Origin of the sequence: Pelagibacterium sp., from assembly GCF_048264985.1 — a bacterium.
Taxonomy (GTDB): domain Bacteria; phylum Pseudomonadota; class Alphaproteobacteria; order Rhizobiales; family Devosiaceae; genus Pelagibacterium.
This window is the reverse complement of the sequence record NZ_JBLXCL010000010.1, coordinates 22,475-40,666: the sequence shown is the minus strand read 5'-3', so window position 1 is coordinate 40,666 and position 18,192 is coordinate 22,475. Positions and strand designations below refer to the sequence as shown.

The window sequence follows — 18,192 nt, the reverse complement described above, 5'->3', positions numbered from 1 at the left end:
GTGTGAACGCATTGCTGGGTTGGCTGCGCGTCGCGCATTATCGGGCTATCCGATTGTTTCCACCACTCTATTTGCCCTTCCTCATTCCCGCTCGTTACCGGTGATGACCTTCTATTCGTACCGAAATTGGTCCTATTCGTACCATTCGTACCAACCTGATCAGGATGCCGCAGCGCGCTTCTCGTAGTAGACAAAGCGCTGCTCGATGCGGTCAAAGACCTTGCCATCGACATAAATGGCCGCGGCTCCTGCAATTTCAAAATGTTCGTGCAAAGGGCGCTTTGCATGCAGGCAAAATTGGGGCCGATTCCGGACTGGCGGGTTCTGGCTAACCAAATGGGTAAGCTAACGTTCGGCGGCTCAATTACACCTGAGACAGCGACGCCGGTTGCAGCGGAGGCTGCGAAACAACCGAAGATTCCGACCTCTAGCCCTCTAGCCCAACAATCTGGACGAGAGATTAACTCACGGTATCCAGATCGTGGGATGACATTGACCCAAACTTATAGTGCTTTACATGACAGAAGCAGCCCTCGGAAATTGGTTCCTGAAAAGTTCAGCGGTCAACGAAACATCGTACTCGGCAAGAAGAGTGCGATTTGTGGAAAGAGCAAGAGCAATCCCACGCCGAGCACCATCGCGGTCACGAATGGTAGGATGCCGAGAAATATCCGCGTGGACGGCACGTGTGGAACGAGTGCCTTGACCACAAACACATTGATGCCGACCGGGGGCGTAATAAGCCCAATCTCGAGCGCGATAACAACAAGGACACCAAAAAAGATCGGGTCCACGTCCAAAGCCATGATGACCGGAAAGAAGATCGGCACCAAGAGCACTAGCATCGCAAAGCCTTCCATGAACGTTCCAAGCAGCACGAAGACCGCCAGGATGAGCAGAAGCGTCGCTGTCGCATCCATTGGCAGGCTCAGCACTGTCTCAGATACCCAGGATGTTAGGCCAGACCGGGCGAGAAACGGGTTGAGAACGTTGGCCCCGATGATGATCGTGTAGCACATCACTGTCGTCGAGACTGTCTGGCGCACGATGCGTGAGAAATTGTACGGTGTGAGCGATCGTCTCCACAAGGCGATCGCCAGGGTCGCGACAACACCGATGGCGGCCGACTCCATGGGCGTGAAGATGCCCGCATAAATGCCGCCCACCGTTCCGACCACGACCAGAAGGAACGGCAGAGCCTTCATCGTTGCCGAATACCGCTCTTGTGACGTCAACCGCTCGCCTGATGGCGCTACCGTTGGCCGCAAAGAGGCAACTATGGCAATGGTAGTGAGAAATAGCCCCATCAGCAGGATGCCGGGCAGAATACCGGCCACAAAAAGCTGGCCGATCGATTGCTCGGTCAAAAGCGCATAGAGCACGAAACCCGTCGAAGGCGGGATGAGAATCCCCAGAGTTCCGCCCGCCGCGACCGAGGCTGCGGAAAACCCTTCGTCATATTTGTAGCGCCGCATCTCCGGCAAAGCGACTTGTCCCATCGTGACGGCAGAAGCGACCGACGAGCCGCTCAATGCGGAAAATCCAGTGCAGCCCAAGATCGTGGCCGATGCCAGTCCGCCGCGGCGGTGGCCTATCCAGGCATAGGCGGCATCATAGAGATTGCGGCTCAATCCGCTCACGCCAGCCAAATTGCCCATCAGAACGAAAAACGGGATGATTATGAGATCGAGCTTGAGCGCCAGTTCAAACGTTTCAGTCGAAAAGGTCGCAAGCGCGGCTCTTTCGTTCTGCAAAATCGTGATGCCCGCCAATCCGACGGCGGCCATCGCAAAGCCCACAGGCGTGCGGAGCGCAAGCAACGCGAAAAGGACCGCGATCCCAACTAGACCAATGGTGAACGCGCTCATTGAACGATCTCTTCTTCGCTGGTGCCCGGTATGAGGTGCAAATTGTTGGTCGCGTTGAGCAGCAGGCGTCCTGCGCACGATACCGCGCCCAAAGCTGCGCCTAAGGCGATAAAGCCCCACAGCGGGGCAAAGGGGATGCCGAGCAAGGACGACCGCTCGCCATAGTTGAACGCCGACACCATTGCGGTGGCGGAGCGATACGCCAGAAGCCCAAGAACCGCGCCGGAAATGAGGTCCGACATGGCCAGAACGCAGCGTTGGACTATTTTTGAGAACAGATTGTAGGCAATGTCGACTGCCACGTGTCCGTCGCGCCAGGTGCAATACGGCATCGCCAGAAAAATGACCGTGGCGACGCCCGCCTGCAGCAGATCGAATGCGCCAAATACCGCCGAACCGAAAAAGTACCGAAGAATGACATTTACGGCTGTCAATCCGACGAGCGACACAAGCAAAATGCCCGCCAGCAGAGCAAGCGCGGCATTAAGCGCCGATAGTATGGATGCCAAGCGAACCAACGTAACCTCCCTGTGCGAACGTGAGCGTTTGGCGCCACAACCAACGGCGCCAAACGCTCGGCTTTTTTCAGACGCTACTGGGAAATCGCTGTGTAGATTTCCTGCGCATCAAATCCCTCGGCAGCGCTCACCTGCTCGAGATAGTTTTCGATCATGGCCGGCAACGGTTCAGCAAAAAGCGCCCGCTGTTCGGCTGTCAGGACAACGATTTCGGTGTTTCCGGACGCGTTGATGGCCTCAATGGCTTCTTCGCCCGAAGCGGCAAAGGCGTCGGCACCTTTCATGCTGAGCGCATGTTCGGTGACTTCAAGCACTTCAGCCTGGACATCTTCAGACAGGCCATCCCAGCTGTCTCGGTTGGCGACGACATAGAACATCGTGATGTTACCAGGCAGGTTGGTGATGACATGGCTGGCCACTTCTTGCAGACGATAGGCGTTGATCCCGTCGATGCCGATTAGGGCGCCATCAATCACGCCGGTTTGGAGGGCGTTGTAAAGATCGCCTGCCGGCATCGTCACCGGGGTCGCGCCCCATGCCTCCATGATACCGGCCCCGATGGCCGAGGATGCGCGGATATTAAGGCCCTTGAGATCGGCGGGTGAGCTCACCGGGCGATTGAGGACAAGAGCCGCGGGGTTGTTGGGGAACAGAGCCATCACCTTCGTCCCCTGGAAATCGGGTTCGAACAGTTCAATGTTTTCCCAAAGCACGTCGACGGCTTCCTGGGGGGTGTCGAAAAGGTTTGGCAGTTCCATCAGCATGGTGCGCGGCAGCGGGAACGTGTCGCTGGCCACGAGGCCCTGGGTGACATCGGCAATGCCGTCAAGTGCACGCGAATATTGCTGAGCGGGGCCAGCACCCAATTCGCCAGACGGAAAGACCCTGATGGTCAGTTCGCCATTGGTCGCCGCTTCGACATCCTGAGCCATTTCGAGTGCCACGCCCAGATGGAGTTCGTGGGTTGGCTGGTTGTAATGGGCATAAGTCCATTCGGCCGCGGAAGCCGTCGTTGCCATGGCCAGGATGGCTGCCGTGCCGAGAACAATAGTCTTCATGGTTTTCCTCCTTTTGAAGTTCTGAATATCAAGTGTGGCTTCAGCGCTGTGATCCGCCATTGGCCAAGATGTGCTGGCCGGTGATCCAGCGCGATTCCTCGCTAGCGAGAAAGGCAACGATGTCGGCGATATCGGCCGGCGTGCCCAAACGGCCGAAAGGCGAAGCCTGCTGGATGGCCCTTTGCCTCTCAAGAGGCGCGGCATCGAAGATTCCGGGCACGACCGGGCCCGGCATGACGGTGTTGACGGTGATGCCGCGTTGCCCGGCTTCGAGTGCGAAGGCTTCCGACAGCGCCTTCACCGCCGCTTTGCTTGCCGCATAGACACCAAGGTCGGGCTGTGGGTAAAGAGTCGTACTCGACGCGATGGACACGATCCGGCCGTGATCCGAAAGCTTTGCCATCGCCTGCTGCATCATCAAGAATACGCCACGCGCATTGACGGCAAAAATTTCATCGAAGTTGGCAGTCGACAATTGACTGAGTTTTGCCCGGGGACCGGTAATAGCACCGTTGTTGACCAGGATGTCTGCCCGACCCCACATCTTCAATGTACAATCAAAGATTGTGCCCGCCGTTTCGGCATCGGAGAGGTCGCCTGCGATGATCCCGACCGAGCGACCTTCTTGTGTGAGAGCGGATGCAAGCTCTTCAGCCTGTTCCTGGGTTCCAGGGCCAAAATTGATCATCACGTTGGCGCCTGCCTTGGCCAGGCGCTCGACTATGGCACGCCCAATGTTGCGGGCGCCGCCCGTCACGATGGCGACTTTGCCCTCAAGGCTCGCAACGTTGTTTCCTGTCATGCTGTCGTTCATTATGCGACTGAGCTCCGAAATGGTGCAGCGTGTTCGCCGATAGCGACTGAGAGAATGTCCTCCGGACTGACGTCCACCGAGTCGCCGCACCACGTTATAAAGTGATCGGGGCGGACCAGGATGAACCGGCTCTCATAGAGTGAGCGGCTATCAGCAGCGCTATCTTCGACAATTTCGAGCGGCACGCTGAGAGCCTTGGCCGCATCGATCCATCGCCTGATTTCTCCCGGAAGCGCATCAAGCGCGATGAGCGTGAATCCGGTGCCGAGCCGCTCATAAACGTTCGTGCCGTCCGACAGCATTGCCGGAGACAAATGGTGCCCGGCCCGCGCACGATGCTGGTGCATGCCCATGGCATTGGTTCGGCCGTCATCGGGCCCGAACACCGTCCGGCTGCCCTCATAGTGAGGTTCAAAAGCACCCACTTCCTCGGTGGCCCCATGACGACGGCGGTTCCACTCATTTTCGAAAGCCTGTTTGTCCATTTCAGGATCAAACTTTGCGAGAAAATCGCCATCGACATGGATCGACTTTTCGATGAAGTCCTTTGCCGTCGACGCAAAAACCGGCTGGCGCTCGCCGCTATAGGAATCGAGCAGGTCTTCCCCGCCCCACCCTTGCAGGAAGGCAGCCAGTTTCCAGCCCAGATTTCGGGCGTCTTCAAAACCCGTGTTGATGCCATAGCCGCCATAGGGCGGGTGGCTGTGCGCGGCGTCTCCGGCGATAAAAATCCGACCATTGCGGTATGTATCAGACACTGCAAATCTGAGATCCCAAAAGCCGACATAATCGATATCGAGATCGAACTCTTGTCCCACAGCCCTGTGGAGATAGGCGTGGAAGTCGAAATTGTCGCGATTGGTGTCTTTGGGAACGGGGGCATGAAAGAACCACGTGGTTCCTAGATCCACGCGGCCGAAAAACTGCCAATATCCCTTAAGGTCGGGATGAAGGACGTTGTAGAATGATTTGTTCGGATAGCACTTGAGCAGTTCGTGTAGAGCGGTGGAGCGGAAGACGAGCAGCACCATCAGCTTGTCGTGGTCCGAGCGCGTCTGAGTGATACCTGCTGTTTCGCGAATGCCCGACCGGCTGCCGTCGCACCCCACGACGAATTGGGCATGGATCGTCCGCGTGCCGTCCCCTTCCCGTTCGCTCACTTGCAGGGTTGCACCATGCTCGTCCTGCTCGACCGCGTCGCCACTCCAGCCGTATAGCACTTTCACTGACGGCAGCTCGGCGACGCGTGCACGCAGCACGGCTTCGGTCTGATATTGCGGAAGTCGCTCGTTCTCCTGGTAGTAGAACGGCTGAACAAGTTCACGCTGCAACCAGTCGTAGGTGTAGGGACTTAGAAGTGCTCCATAGGTGGTCATGCCTCCGATACCGTATTCGGCGGGCACCGTACGGGCCGACCGCAGCATCGGTTCGGCGCCCCAGAAATGGAAATGTTCCATCGTCCGCTGGGTAAGATTTTGCCCTTTCGGAACGGGCTGGGGCTGGTGATAGCGCTCGACGACCACCACATCCACGCCGCGCTGCCCAAGCTCAATGGCAAGGCCAAGACCCACAGGGCCCCCGCCCACAATTGCGACTTGAGTTGAAAGAGAGTCAGTAACAGTCATAGTCAAACCCGAAACAGATAAAAGAAGGACCTTCGCCGGCTAGCTCAAGCCCGCCTCGAAGTAGACATGCTTGGTTTCAAGGAAGTCATTGAGCCCCTCAACTCCATGCAGTCGACCCAGACCGGATTGGCGATACCCACCCGTCTCGGCTTCGGCAAAAAGGCGCGTGTGGCTGTTGAGCCAGACCGTGCCTGAGCGAATGCGGCGCGATGCGCGCATCGAGAGATTGAGGTCTCGGGTAAAAACGCTGGCGGCGAGACCGAAGCTTGTTGCGTTTGCCTTGGCAATCGCCTCGCTTTCGTTTCCGAACGTTTCCAGCGAGACGATGGGCCCGAACAGCTCGTCCTGGACGAGGGACGACGACGTATCTTCGATCCGAAACAAGGTGGGGGTCACAAAGCTACCCTTGGCAAAGCTTCCCTCCAGCGGCTCACCCCGGACGATAAGCTCGCCTTCGTCGCCAGCCTGCTCGATCAGAGCGAGCACGCGCTGCTGGTTGGCCTTGTCGATCAGCGCGCCCATCTGGCTCTGCGGATCGCTGCCCGGACCTGTCCGCACGGACGAATAAGCGTGCTTCATCTTTTCGATGAACTGGGGCGCGATTTTTTCGTGAACCAGAAAGCGTGCAGCTGCGACGCACATCTGCCCCGCCATAACCAAGGACCCCCGGGTCACTTCGGCGCACGCAAGATCGAGGTCAGCATCTTCAAAGATGACCGCCGGCGCCTTCCCGCCCAACTCAAGCGACAACCGCTTGAGGGTCGGTGCGGCCGAGGCCATGATCTTGCGACCGGTTTGCGTCGAGCCGGTGAAGCTTACGACATCGACATCGGGATGCGCCACAAGAGCACGCCCTACCTCGTCATCGACTTCGTTGACCGAATTCACGACGCCCTTGGGGAGCGACGCGCAGGTGTTGACACACTCCATGAACCGCCCGTGCGTCACGGACGTCTGAAGGGCCGGCTTGATGACCGTCGTGCAGCCGGCAGCAAGCGCGGGAGCCAGTGAACGCGCAAGAAGCGTGATCGGCGCATTCCAGGGGACGATGATTGCGACGACACCGGCAGGCTCGCGGTGCAGCAAGGACATGACATCCGGTGCGCTTTGAAACGTGCGCCCCATCACCGTACGGGCAAGGCCGGCGTAATATCGAATTTCGGAAATTGCGCCGGCCACTTCGCCGCGTGCTTCGGCCAGCAGCTTGCCGTTCTCGGCGACAAGCATTTCGCTCAACTGGCCAGCATCACGCTCCAAAGCGGTCGCGAGTTCGAATAGCGCGTCCGAACGCAAGCGAGGCGAATCTGCCCAAACGCCCTGCTCGAACATCTGGCGCGCACAGGTTACCGCCTGATCCACAAGGTCGCGATTTCCACACTGAAAGTGCCCGAAGACTTCGCCGTTGGAGGGATCTATGCTGTCGGCCTGCGGCCCTCCCTCGATCCATTCTCCGCCAATATAGGCCGCCGATACCGTCGTCATCAGCCCCTCTCCCGTGTCGTTAGCTTGGCGACACGGTTACGAGAGCGACCTTTCGCTGTCAAACAAAATTTCCATATTTGAGAATATTATGAACCGCGGCAGTCTGATATCACTAATATCTCATATGCATGTTGTGGGCCGACTGGCGCACTTTCTCGCTGATCTCTTCGATCTGGCCGGCTTCGAGCTGAGAGCCGAGCACAGTGACGCAGACCGAAGCCACAGGGCTGCGCTTGGCATCAAGGACTGGGGCGGCAATGCCAACGACACCCGGCGTAACTTCGCCATAAGCCACGGCAAAGCCGTCGTTGCGGATGCGACTGAAATTGCTGATAATTTCTTCTTCGCTTTCACCAAACCCGACCGCTGCGAACTCATCCACACGAGATTTGACGAGCTTGGCCAGCCTGGCCTTTGGAAGATAGGCCAGAATCGAACGCCCAATGGCGCCACGCGCCAATGGCATGGGACGCCCTCGGTGGTAGCTGGTATTGATGCCTTGGCCGGAATGTGCGGAATAAACACAGAGAATCTTTGATCCGTACCAGCGCACCAGCAACGCGTTGCCGGGGCAACATTGAGCCAGAGAATCAATCTCCGGGACGCCGTGTACCATGAGCGGATCGGAGCGCCGCAGCAAATAGTCCAGTTCGACAATGCGCGGCCCGAGAGTGAAGCCAAACCGCGAATCGGCAACCAGCAACCCCGCGTCTTTCATGATCTTGACGTAGCGATACAGCGCCGGGCGGCTGTAGCCTGTGGCGGCCACGACCTCGTCGGCCGTCCAGGTGAGCTTGTCTTCACTGAAGAGATTGAGGATCGCGAGCACTTTTTCCAAACTTGTCTTGCGCTCTATCACGCCCACCTCCTTGTATGAATTCTCATATATGGATATCAAAAACATCAACGGGGTGACAATAGTCACGATTCAGATCGGCGTGGCAGCGGACCCCGCGCAGTGGTGGAGGATGAATATGCAAGCAAACGCAACATCAGGACCTGCAATTTATGGCACATCAACGGAGCGTGTCTTTACCTCAATCCCACCCTTGCGGTGTGCGCTGCTTGTCATCGATATGCAAAACTACTTCGTCGATCCGCAGTATCCCACTGCGGTCGCCTCCGCGGCCGCTACAGTGCCCGCAATAAACCGCATGGCCGAATTGCTGCGAAGATCAGGCGGTTGCGTCATTTGGATACGCACATTGTCCACCACCGACGATTCTCGCTGGAGCGTATTTGAAGACTACATACTCTCGCCACAAGCCAAAAGCCTGCGGCAGGCTCTCCTGCATCGCGATCATCATGCATCTCAATTGGTTAGCAATCTCGACTGCCGGCCACAGGACCTGGTCGTTCACAAGACCCGGTTCAGCGCGATGGCCCCACAGTCGTCGAATCTGCTCACAGTTTTGCAGGAACGAAACATCGAAACCGTCCTCATCGCAGGAACGGCGACCAATGTTTGTTGCGAGTCCACCGCCAAGGATGCCGCCGTGGCAAACTACAAATCGATAATGATCGAGGACTGTCTTTCAGCGCACACCGATGCCGCGCACATAAACTCGCTCGCAAACTTCAAGGGCGTTTTCGGCGATGTGCTTAGCGTCGATCAATGTGCAGCATCACTCCACAAAGATCGTGGATCGACGAATAGCCGACAGGTATCGACTGCTTAATCGCGAGCTGGCCGACCGTTCTGGGTGGCTGGCCCAGGAATCGAGAAGCGGGCCAAAGAGATCGCATTGCAGCATTCAAGCTGATCTTCACCCCTTTATGGGTAATGGGAGCCACAATGAACTTTGTTACGGCAATCAAATTTCGGTGCCTCCATGGTCTTCTCCATGTCCGCGGGCCGAGATTGCAACCAATCGCTTAGAGGCTAGCCTCCGTGAACGACAGCTTTCGGTAAACCGCAAGCGTGACCTGAACGACTGAAGTGGGGGCGTTTGCTGCCGGAGCTCGTTGGCCAATAAACGCTAACTTTCGCGGCGCTACCATTTGGCCGGCTCTGATGCAGCACCAGAGGCCGCGGCCCGCTATGGGCATAGCAATTGGATATAAGTCCCAATCTGGTTCTTAGGCTCCTACGCCTGGGTAAGTTGGTGGTCGTCGAATGCTCTCCCGCTGAACTATACTCCGATCAAGCTCTATTCGTACCGAAGAATATTATTTCTTTACTTTCAAATATTTAGCTGGCTAGCAGCATCACCGTGTGAACGCATCGCTGGATCGGCGGCGCGCCCTGCGGTCATGGGCTATCCAATTGTTTCCACCACTCTTTTTGCCAGCCCACGTTCCCGCTAGTTCCCACCGGTGACCTTCTATTCGTACCGAAATCGGCCCTATTCGTACCAGCCCGATCACGATGCGGCGGCGCGCTTCTGATACTCGACATGCGAGTGGCCGTAGGTGGTCTCAACCATTTGCTCGGTCATCCCCAGGTAGTCGGCCACTTCAGCCGTCGGGACTCCAGCCAGGAGCATCAGGGTGGCACGTGTGTGGCGCAGGATGTGCGGCGTGGGCATGGTCTCTCTCATCGAGCCATCGACTTCCCTGCGGTCCAGGCCGGCATGCTTGGCGGCGGTTGCAAAACTCTGGTCAATTCGATCGATAGCCTCGCCGTCGACGTGGATGACGAGGTCGACACCCTTCTTGCGATCCGCTTGGCGCCATTCTTGGAGCAGCGGATACAAGCGATCATGGACTCGGCATGGCGTCTCCCGCTTACGAGTCTTGGGCTCGCCTGGGCCGGATCGGTGGCATGTGCGCGTGGTCATGTCGAAATAACCATGCATGTCACCGCGCGACCATCGCTGCCGCAGGATACCGCCATGGCGTGAGCCCTGGAAGAAGCCGATATGGATGAAGCGCGCGAGATGATGCTGGGGACGCAGGTTGTTTTGCCAAATGGGCTCACGGTTCGCGATGTCGGACGCGATCCATCGGTCGCCAAGGGCGCACCGGATGAGACGCTCATACTCAACCTCGGTCAACCAGTCGGGGATCTTCATCCTCTTGCCGGGTCTGGTTACGACCGGCACTGCGGTGAGCATATGCTCGCGATGCCAAACGCCGATCGCAGCCGATAGGGTGTTGAGCTCGCGGGCTGCGGTCTGATCGGACACGGGCTTCTGGGTCTTCGACCCGGGCGGTGACCAGGTCTGCGCGCAGCGCCACTCGACATAGCCCTCGCAAGTCGACCGCTTGACTTGGGCGAGGACCTTTTCTCCCCAGAAGCCCAAGAGGTGATCGATATGGATACCGATGAATTCCCGATTGCCAGCATCGTTACGCTTCGAATGGCCGTAGAAGGCCAGCACCTGAGCCACGGAAACGAGCTTGGGATTCGATGCAATCTCTTCATCGAGGTGGACGACGACGGGCGTCGGCACGGTCGAATCGCGCTTGGTGGCGATGTGGACGGCTAGCGCTTTTTCAGCATCCTGGCGACTGCACGTGCTTGCTCGAGGGAGCCGTTTGGCATACCCGCCGGTATCGCGGATCTGCCATTGCTCCCGGCTCTTGTCGTAATAAAGGTGGGCGCCACGGGCTGCCGGCATTCGTCTCTCCATTCGCGTAGTATGCGGGGTGTCACCTTCATCAGGCGCCCGCTACGCTCAGGATTGAGATCGCCGCGGGCTATCGCCCCGCGCAGTTCTTTGACGGTGACACCGGCCAGTTCCGGCAGCGTGCAGGCCTCTTCGAGGCTCATGCGCTGATCTGGGTGCACGCCAAAAAGATCGCGATCGAGCTGCGCCTGCGCGGTCGGCGAGGCGTTCAACTCTTCAATCATCCACTGAAGGGGTTCGAATCCCCCATGCACCTTCAATTTCATAAGACGGACCATGCGGTCAGGTTTTATCTTGAATCAAGCGCATACGAAAAAAACCGGCAGCCAAGGTTAAAGTTAAATAGCCATCGAATCCATTTACAGAATTAGCGATAGCCAACTCTGAGCGCTCCACAAAACAATTCCAAGGATGCCAAACATTCCCCACCCGACGACCTTTCCCACTTCCTTACCGGCGCTTTCGGCTGCGGCGCCCAGAAACGTATCGAACAGCTCTCCGGATCGACGTACAACGTTTTTAGCGATGTTGACGAGGGTGGAGGACGGCTTTGCGACTTCGAGCGCGTCAGGAGTACCCTCCCGACATCGGAATGGCTTGACTGGTGGCTGCGCGAGACCGGTCGCATCGAACCCGAACCCCGGGTCGTTGATGCCCATGTTCGCGTGAAGCGGGGCGAAGAAAAACCGTGGACCTGGCAAGATGCGCGGACGGCATTGCTCGACGATCGGCTCGTTCGCGAGATTAGTGTGGAGGAGAATGCCGCGGTCGTCCGCGGGATCCACAAGAGCGGTAGAGAGAGCACTGCCGAGCATTTTTGCCGGGTCGTGTCGTCGATGTGGTCGTGGCTCTACAGCCCGGCGCACCGGAGGCGCTCGGGTCAAGCCCGGGGTGCGATGGAAGACCTCGTCGCTCCTGACCGCACGCTCGACGAGACCGGCGCTGCAGGACCTAGGCCGAGCGATCGCGATGTGTCAGAGCGGCGTGCTCGATCCAGTTGCGGCATGTGCTATCGAAATGTGAATTCGTCGGCTCGGGCGATGGCCATCGTGTATCTGCGTTGCGCCGTCCAGATCAGCACCCTCGCATCGCTGCCTGAGATGAACGTGACGCCGCATGCTGTCCGGCGCGCTTTCGGGACCATCCTCGAGCGCGATTTCGGCGTGACGCGCGCGGAGACGAAATTGATCCTCGATCACGTCGAAGGTGGGCGGCAGTCGGACGTGACGGGTCGGCACTATGCTCTGCATCACGCTTTGAGTGCCAAGATGCCGGTCATCGAGAATTGGACGGCGGAGCTACAGAAGGCTGTCGACGAGGTGCTGAAATCGGATCCGTGGCTGCAGGACCTCGACAAGCTCAAAGCCGAGATCAGGAGGAAGCGGGAGGCCAGGAAGGGCGAAACTCACGTGAAGTCTGGCGACGCTGCATCGAATCTGCTAACGAGAACAAAACGCGATCCTGTCAATGGATCGTAAACCGTCGACCTTCAATGTATGACGGATGAAAGAGGGATCGATGAGCCAATCCAAGCCGACATTTCTGGAATTTTTCGCCGGCGGCGGAATGGCGCGTGCCGGATTCGGTGATGGCTGGGAATGCGTCTTCGCCAACGATTTCGATTTCAAGAAGGGCGTCACTTATCAGGATAACTGGGGGACTCCCGGTGTGCTCGAAGTCGGCGACATTCGAAAGATCGAGATATCAAACCTTCCCAGCACTGCCGACCTGGCGTGGGCATCATTCCCCTGCCAGGACCTATCGCTCGCAGGAGGCGGTGCGGGGCTGCGCGGCGAGCGGTCCGGCACGTTTTACCCTTTCTGGGACATTATCAAGGGTCTGATCAGTGAGGGGCGCGGCCCCCGTGTGGTCGCCCTGGAAAACGTCACAGGTACTCTCACGTCTCACGGCGGCAAAGACTTTGAGGCCATCTGCGCGACGTTCGCTGAGAACGGGTATCGCTATGGTGCCTTGGTGATCGATGCGGCGATGTTCGTCCCCCAATCGCGCCCGCGGCTATTCGTTATCGGAGTGCGCGATGACGTCGAGCTCGATGAGCACCTGATCTCTCCGGGGCCAGTCGACCCCTTCCACACGCGTGGTTTGAAAACTGCGTTCGATCGGATCAAGGGCAAGGCCCGCAAGAATTGGCTTTGGTGGAACCTCCCAACGCCGCCGCGGCGCAATACCGTCTTTGCTGACCTGATCGAGGACAAGCCCGCGTCTGTAAAATGGCACACGGCTGCCGAGACCTCCAAGCTCATCGGACAGATGTCGCCGATCAACCTGGCGAAACTTGATGCGGCTAAGCGGTCCGGGCGCCGCATGGTCGGGGCCGTTTATAAGCGGACCCGTGTCGAGAACGGTTTGAAATATCAACGCGCAGAGATCCGCTTCGATGACGTCGCCGGCTGCCTGCGGACGCCAGCTGGCGGTTCCAGCCGGCAGGTCATCGTCGTGGTCGACGGCAACAAGGTGCGCTCACGCTTGATCTCTTCTCGAGAGACAGCGCGGCTCATGGGGCTGCCCGAGAAATATCGGCTGCCCAAGAATTACAACGAGGCCTATCACCTCACCGGTGATGGTGTGGCGGTGCCGGTGGTTCGGCATCTGGCCCATCATGTCATCGAGCCTTTGCTGCAGAAAGCGAAAGCCAAAGCTGAGGCTGCATGAGCGTTATCCCCTGCGAACAAAACGCCGAGCTTCGTGATCAGATCGAGCGCTTCGCAGAGGTATTGAAGACGGAAGCCCACAAGCTGGGTGATCACGGGCTCGACGAACGCGAATTCTACAACTCTGGCCTGTTTCGAGGGGCCATCGAGCGCATCCGCGGGCAGTACTCAGCCACGCTGCGCCCGAAGCGCGAGTTCGTTCAACACATCCTAAACCATCTTGAAGTTGCCGAACTGATCGAAGGCTGGGATCTGAGCGAAGCCGTCGAACGCAGTGACTACTGGGTGCGGCTGCCGAATGGCCGCAACGCCGTCATCGCGCTGACGGGTGCAATGGATGGCAACAACGTTACCCTGTTTGAGCGGCCCGACATCGCCGATGAGTTCATCATCTGGAGCATTAGCACCAACGCGGCGGGCAACCCCAGACGAAACGCCTGGTCGGGCCTGCACACGCGCCTTTCGGCCGAAATGATCGCCCGGGACCAGCATGTGGACGGCGTGATCATCTGGGATATGTTCTGCGGCACCATCGGCAGGCCTTGCCCCAAGATTCATGGTGAGGACGAGCCACGATTGACCGACGTCGGTCCTTTCCAAGTGCCACCCCCGTGCATCTATATGTTCCCTGCAATCGTCCCAGGTGGAGCTGTCACCAAGGCCGTCGCGCAGCCAATCGCCGACGTCGCCCTGCTGCACGCCTTCCACGCGGCTTTCGATGGGCGTGATGACGAACTCAATTTTGTCGATTTCGAAATTGAGATCCGCGGTACCGACACTTGGCGTCGAACAACCGTCTCTCGCGGCGGCGTGGTGCAGATAGAATCCGACATGACGCCGATCCGGAGGGGGTGAAGTGGTAATAAGGACTGCAGACGATACCCGCAAGCCTCCGATGGAGACCAACGAGCTGCGGAAGGCTATCCAAAAGTTCTTCCGCACAACGATGTACGACGATCCTATCACCGGAAACGAAAGAGCCGTCGGCAGCTACAAATGGGGCGTGTACGCATTTTATGACTACGATGGCGAACCCATCTACGTTGGGCAGACCAAGGAGAAGCTCAGTGGTCGTGTCGGTCGACATCTAACCAATCAGCGGACTGATGCTGTCGCCATGTCGGTTCTCGATCCCTTCGAAGTGGCAGAAATCGAGGTCTGGCCGCTGGCCCAATTCGAGCAGGTGAACTCGAAACACAAGGACTTCGCGTACGCAAAGGCGTATCTAGATGCCTTGGAGCATCACGTCTTCGCTCGCCTCAGGAAAGAAAGCAAATTCCAGGCGATCCTCAACGAAAAAGATCCACCGGCCCCGACGGTCGAGATCGATGAGCCAACGTCCATGCGGGGAAGCATTGTGACCGACGAGGTTCGCGGGCTACGTGATCATCCCGATACCCGGCTGGCTCGACGCGCCCTCATGGTCTCCAAATTGGCTCAGGTAATTTCTGAGCGTGACGTGAAGATCGGACTGCGCCGTGTTCTGGTGACCCAAACCAAACGTCTCCGCTGGCTAGCGGAACGGCGCTTCGAAAACCTGGGTGGCGAAACGGAAGTCGAATCGGGGTCGGAGGGTGAGGAAGACGTCGATACCGAAGACTGATCCCGTCCGCAGCGCGATCATGCGCTCCGTGGGCTCCAAGGATACGAAGCCCGAAATGGTCGTCCGCCGCCTGTTGCACGGCCTCGGCTATCGATACCGGCTTCACCGCCAGGACCTGCTAGGCAAGCCTGATCTCGTCTTTCCCGCGCGGCGGAAGGTCATCTTCGTCAACGGCTGCTTCTGGCACGGTCACGACTGTCCACGGGGTTCTCGCGTACCGAAGAAGAATGCCGAGTACTGGAAGGCGAAGGTCTCACGGAACGTCGAGCGAGATCGTGCCAACGCGACCGCTCTGGTCGATCAAGGATGGCAAGTTCTCACCGTCTGGGAGTGCGAGTGCAAGCTCCGGGACCGAGACGGTCTTGCGGAGAAACTGATCTCCTTCCTTGCCGGCGACAGATGACGGCGTCCTCGTCTTCCGCTATCCATACCCCATGTCCGACACCGACACCACGCCCGAAGAACTCATGCTCTCCCTCCGCCACCCCAGCCAGGCTGAAGTCGACGAAATGCGCCGCATTGGCCGGCAGCCGGGTGCTTGCGGCCTGGATGTGAAGGGCCGGTATGTCGTCGTGGAGAGGGATGACAGCCAGCGCGAAATCAAATAGTTAACGCGCTTTAACGTTAGAAAAATCAATTTGTTGAGGTTTGCACCGATCCCGGCGACCCTGAATCCATGCACGGATTCGGGAGATTTCCGCATGCCGAAAATAAATCGTTAACAGAGTATTGAAGTAGCCATATGGCTACGTTATAGAGAGAGGGCAAGAGGCATTGGACCTCGCCGACAGGAGAATGACGATGTATTCAATTTCCGATCACCCTCAGGGTAAATTGTTTGATCTCGACCAGCAGATCGGTTTCGCCCCTGCCGTTCAAAAAATCCTCGTCGAGTGCGGTGCTACCTACCTGCGCAATCGGCAGTGGACGATTTCGCCAAAGCGCGCCGATGACCTTGCAGCAACGATCGATGCTTGGCTTGCCGATGGGCGCCCAGAAAATGGTCTGCCCAAGGGTGGCGATTACGGCGTGACCCATTTGGCCAACGGCTACTATATCAGTCGCCCACCGAAGAGCATGGTGCCGGCCATTAAGAGGCTGGGCGCTTACTGGAATCCGGCAAACAGTTCTTGGGCTGTTCCGGCCGCGATGACGGAAAAATTTGAGAAACTGGTCGCAAAATCTCAGGCCGATGCACGGGCGGCGAGCGAGGAGAATTGGCCGGTAATCCCCGGGGTAACCGTCACCGTGCGGCCCGATGGCTCAATCGCCGTCGTGTCTCCGTTCGATCCCGCGATCAAGGACGCTATCAAGTCAGTGCCGACCTCCCGTTGGGATCGTGATCGTCGTGTGTGGGTCGTGATGGCAAAATATCGAGCTGCCCTTCGCAAAGCCCTCGCAAGAATTGCTGGTGAGGCCGAGGCCGCGAACGACGCGAATGAGACGCGTCTCACCCGCGCCAGCAGCATGCGGAAAATTCGCTGGTCAGAGAGTGGCACCGAAATCACTGTCACCTCCGAATACGATGAAGACGTTATCCACGCCTGCCGCGCGCGCCGCATGAAATGGGATTCGTTGATGAAAGTTTGGAGAGGCAAAATGCGTCACGATGAGCGCGATGCACTCCTCGATCGCCTGATCGAAATCGACGAGAATCTACGCAATCCTGCTCAAAAGAGCGCTCCTGCTACAACGCAGAAAACGCCAGCGCAGACGGATACGCAGACGGCAACGCCGCGCCGCCCCCAGATCATCGCTCTCGATGGCAAGCACAATGTTGGTGACATCATGCGGATCGCCGGTCGCGCCATGGTCGTCGAGGAGCTGGGCAACGCATTCGAGGCCGATGCCGACATCGGCTCCATCGACGGCAAGCCAGGATGGGAGGGCGAATACGTACAACAGGTGTATCTGCGCCCGGCTGATGACGGTGAGGAAATGGAGCTCGAGGCGCGCGAAGGTGAGCGCCGGAAGACGGCCGAGGCGTCGCGCCGGTGCGCAGCCGCCAAGCATACTGTTTTCTCTGGCGAACCCGGACCCGAGATCGGACACGCCCCCAAGGGCGAGATCATCTGGGACAATGGCGGCAGCGGCTACCGCGAATACGTCATATCAGACGGCGAATGGCTCTATGGCGTCATCTACGACGGTCTCGACGGTTCTACGTGGGGTAACTACTGCTATGGCTACAACTGTCGCGGGACCCGAGTACCCCATGACGCGGATCTCGTCACGGCGCTGAGGGGGGTCAATGAACGGTAACGAAATGAAGCGGATCCGCCACCAGCTCGGCCTTTCGACGCTCCAGCTGGGCCGCGCGATCGGGTACACCGGCGCCGAGAACACGGTGTCGGTGACGATCCGCAGATACGAATCCGGTCAGAGGGAAATTCCCCCATGGATCGGCCGCCTGCTGCTCATGTTTGAGCGCCACGGAGTGCCACCCGATTTCCTGCCCGTCCCTGATATGGAGTTGAAGCCATGAAAACCGCGATCAAGCACATGAACGCTGATCAGATCCGCTCCGAAATTGATGCCATCGAACGCAAGCGACAGTCCATCCGTGTCGAGCAAGACGACCTCTTCGACCGCAGTGCTCGCTTTGAAGTCGAGCGGCGCAAATTGACAGAGCAGTTAAGTGAGATTGGCAAACGCCTATTCGAAATCGCAAAGTCAACGACGACAGATCGCGGCGAAGTCGAGGACCTCTTCTCTCAGAACACTCATCTCACCGACAAAATCGAAGGGATCATGTCGGCCGAGCGGATGGTGTATCGCGAAATTGACGCCAATTTTGCTCGAGATGCCGCCCTGGATCGCCGTGAGAAGCTGGTGATGAATCGCTCGCGTGAGCTGCAATCCCAAGCAGCATGAACCAGCGTTATAGCCACTTTGCTGGATGGCTATAACGATCGAATGCCACCTTTCTCCTCGACCGCCCGTTAAGCATTTCGAAACTTCCCCTCTGGACGGCGCCGCC

The 18,192-nt window shown here is 58.2% G+C and carries 19 protein-coding genes; 10 read left to right on the top strand and 9 right to left on the bottom strand.

Translation table 11 applies throughout. The annotated features are described in order from the left end of the window. Positions 1-563: 563 nt before the first annotated feature. The 7 genes from ACN0TA_RS16775 to ACN0TA_RS16745 all read right to left on the bottom strand — a co-directional run bounded on the left by ACN0TA_RS16775 (position 564) and on the right by ACN0TA_RS16745 (position 8,224). Entirely contained in the window at positions 564-1,868 is a 1,305-nt protein-coding gene (locus tag ACN0TA_RS16775) for a TRAP transporter large permease (RefSeq protein ID WP_417585061.1), read from the bottom strand. Beyond that, entirely contained in the window at positions 1,865-2,386 is a 522-nt protein-coding gene (locus ACN0TA_RS16770; protein WP_417585059.1) for a TRAP transporter small permease, read from the bottom strand. Before ACN0TA_RS16770 ends, ACN0TA_RS16775 begins: the two co-directional genes overlap by 4 nt. Positions 2,387-2,460: 74 nt before the next feature. Beyond that, positions 2,461-3,444 carry a TRAP transporter substrate-binding protein gene (locus ACN0TA_RS16765; RefSeq protein WP_417585057.1) on the bottom strand — a complete coding sequence of 328 codons (984 nt, stop codon included), beginning with the start codon at positions 3,442-3,444 and terminating at the stop codon, positions 2,461-2,463. A gap of 40 nt (positions 3,445-3,484) precedes the next feature. Next, positions 3,485-4,258 carry an SDR family oxidoreductase gene (locus tag ACN0TA_RS16760; protein ID WP_417585055.1) on the bottom strand — a complete coding sequence of 258 codons (774 nt, stop codon included), beginning with the start codon at positions 4,256-4,258 and terminating at the stop codon, positions 3,485-3,487. Then, positions 4,258-5,883 carry an FAD-dependent oxidoreductase gene (locus ACN0TA_RS16755; protein ID WP_417585053.1) on the bottom strand — a complete coding sequence of 542 codons (1,626 nt, stop codon included), beginning with the start codon at positions 5,881-5,883 and terminating at the stop codon, positions 4,258-4,260. The genes ACN0TA_RS16760 and ACN0TA_RS16755 overlap by 1 nt, the downstream gene beginning before the upstream one ends. A 39-nt stretch (positions 5,884-5,922) precedes the next feature. Then, on the bottom strand, positions 5,923-7,365 hold the full coding sequence (locus ACN0TA_RS16750; protein WP_417585051.1) for an aldehyde dehydrogenase family protein: 1,443 nt from the start codon (positions 7,363-7,365) through the stop codon (positions 5,923-5,925). Between the two features lie 112 nt (positions 7,366-7,477). Further along, a complete protein-coding gene (locus ACN0TA_RS16745) occupies positions 7,478-8,224 on the bottom strand; it encodes an IclR family transcriptional regulator (RefSeq protein ID WP_417585049.1) in 747 nt (248 codons plus the stop codon). 115 nt (positions 8,225-8,339) lie between these two features. Between ACN0TA_RS16745 and ACN0TA_RS16740 the strand changes: the two genes are divergently transcribed. Further along, on the top strand, positions 8,340-9,044 hold the full coding sequence (locus ACN0TA_RS16740; RefSeq protein WP_417585047.1) for a cysteine hydrolase family protein: 705 nt from the start codon (positions 8,340-8,342) through the stop codon (positions 9,042-9,044). 684 nt (positions 9,045-9,728) lie between these two features. Here the strand turns inward: ACN0TA_RS16740 and ACN0TA_RS16735 are convergent. Both ACN0TA_RS16735 and ACN0TA_RS16730 read right to left on the bottom strand, forming a co-directional pair. Next, positions 9,729-10,928, bottom strand: coding sequence for a tyrosine-type recombinase/integrase (locus ACN0TA_RS16735; protein ID WP_417585045.1), 1,200 nt, complete (start codon positions 10,926-10,928; stop codon positions 9,729-9,731). Positions 10,929-11,296: 368 nt separating this feature from the next. Then, on the bottom strand, positions 11,297-11,596 hold the full coding sequence (locus ACN0TA_RS16730) for a hypothetical protein (RefSeq protein WP_417585043.1): 300 nt from the start codon (positions 11,594-11,596) through the stop codon (positions 11,297-11,299). Positions 11,597-11,602: 6 nt separating this feature from the next. Here ACN0TA_RS16730 and ACN0TA_RS16725 point away from each other — a divergent pair, with 6 nt between their 5' ends. The 9 genes from ACN0TA_RS16725 (at position 11,603) to ACN0TA_RS16685 (ending at position 18,086) form a co-directional block, all read left to right on the top strand. Next, complete coding sequence (locus ACN0TA_RS16725) at positions 11,603-12,415, top strand: hypothetical protein (protein ID WP_417585041.1); 813 nt, start codon at positions 11,603-11,605, stop codon at positions 12,413-12,415. Between the two features lie 40 nt (positions 12,416-12,455). Next, entirely contained in the window at positions 12,456-13,610 is a 1,155-nt protein-coding gene (locus tag ACN0TA_RS16720) for a DNA cytosine methyltransferase (protein WP_417585039.1), read from the top strand. After that, positions 13,607-14,464 (top strand): hypothetical protein, encoded by an 858-nt coding sequence (locus ACN0TA_RS16715; protein ID WP_417585037.1) that lies wholly within the window; start codon positions 13,607-13,609, stop codon positions 14,462-14,464. The genes ACN0TA_RS16720 and ACN0TA_RS16715 overlap by 4 nt, the downstream gene beginning before the upstream one ends. A 1-nt stretch (position 14,465) precedes the next feature. After that, entirely contained in the window at positions 14,466-15,212 is a 747-nt protein-coding gene (locus ACN0TA_RS16710; protein ID WP_417585035.1) for a GIY-YIG nuclease family protein, read from the top strand. Beyond that, positions 15,151-15,615, top strand: a complete 465-nt coding sequence (locus ACN0TA_RS16705; RefSeq protein WP_417585033.1) for a very short patch repair endonuclease — start codon at positions 15,151-15,153, stop codon at positions 15,613-15,615. Before ACN0TA_RS16710 ends, ACN0TA_RS16705 begins: the two co-directional genes overlap by 62 nt. Next, entirely contained in the window at positions 15,599-15,820 is a 222-nt protein-coding gene (locus tag ACN0TA_RS16700; RefSeq protein ID WP_417585031.1) for a hypothetical protein, read from the top strand. Before ACN0TA_RS16705 ends, ACN0TA_RS16700 begins: the two co-directional genes overlap by 17 nt. A gap of 193 nt (positions 15,821-16,013) precedes the next feature. After that, a complete protein-coding gene (locus ACN0TA_RS16695) occupies positions 16,014-17,474 on the top strand; it encodes a hypothetical protein (protein ID WP_417585029.1) in 1,461 nt (486 codons plus the stop codon). After that, positions 17,464-17,697 (top strand): helix-turn-helix domain-containing protein, encoded by a 234-nt coding sequence (locus ACN0TA_RS16690; protein ID WP_417585027.1) that lies wholly within the window; start codon positions 17,464-17,466, stop codon positions 17,695-17,697. The genes ACN0TA_RS16695 and ACN0TA_RS16690 overlap by 11 nt, the downstream gene beginning before the upstream one ends. Further along, on the top strand, positions 17,694-18,086 hold the full coding sequence (locus tag ACN0TA_RS16685; RefSeq protein ID WP_417585025.1) for a hypothetical protein: 393 nt from the start codon (positions 17,694-17,696) through the stop codon (positions 18,084-18,086). Before ACN0TA_RS16690 ends, ACN0TA_RS16685 begins: the two co-directional genes overlap by 4 nt. Positions 18,087-18,192 lie beyond the last annotated feature (106 nt).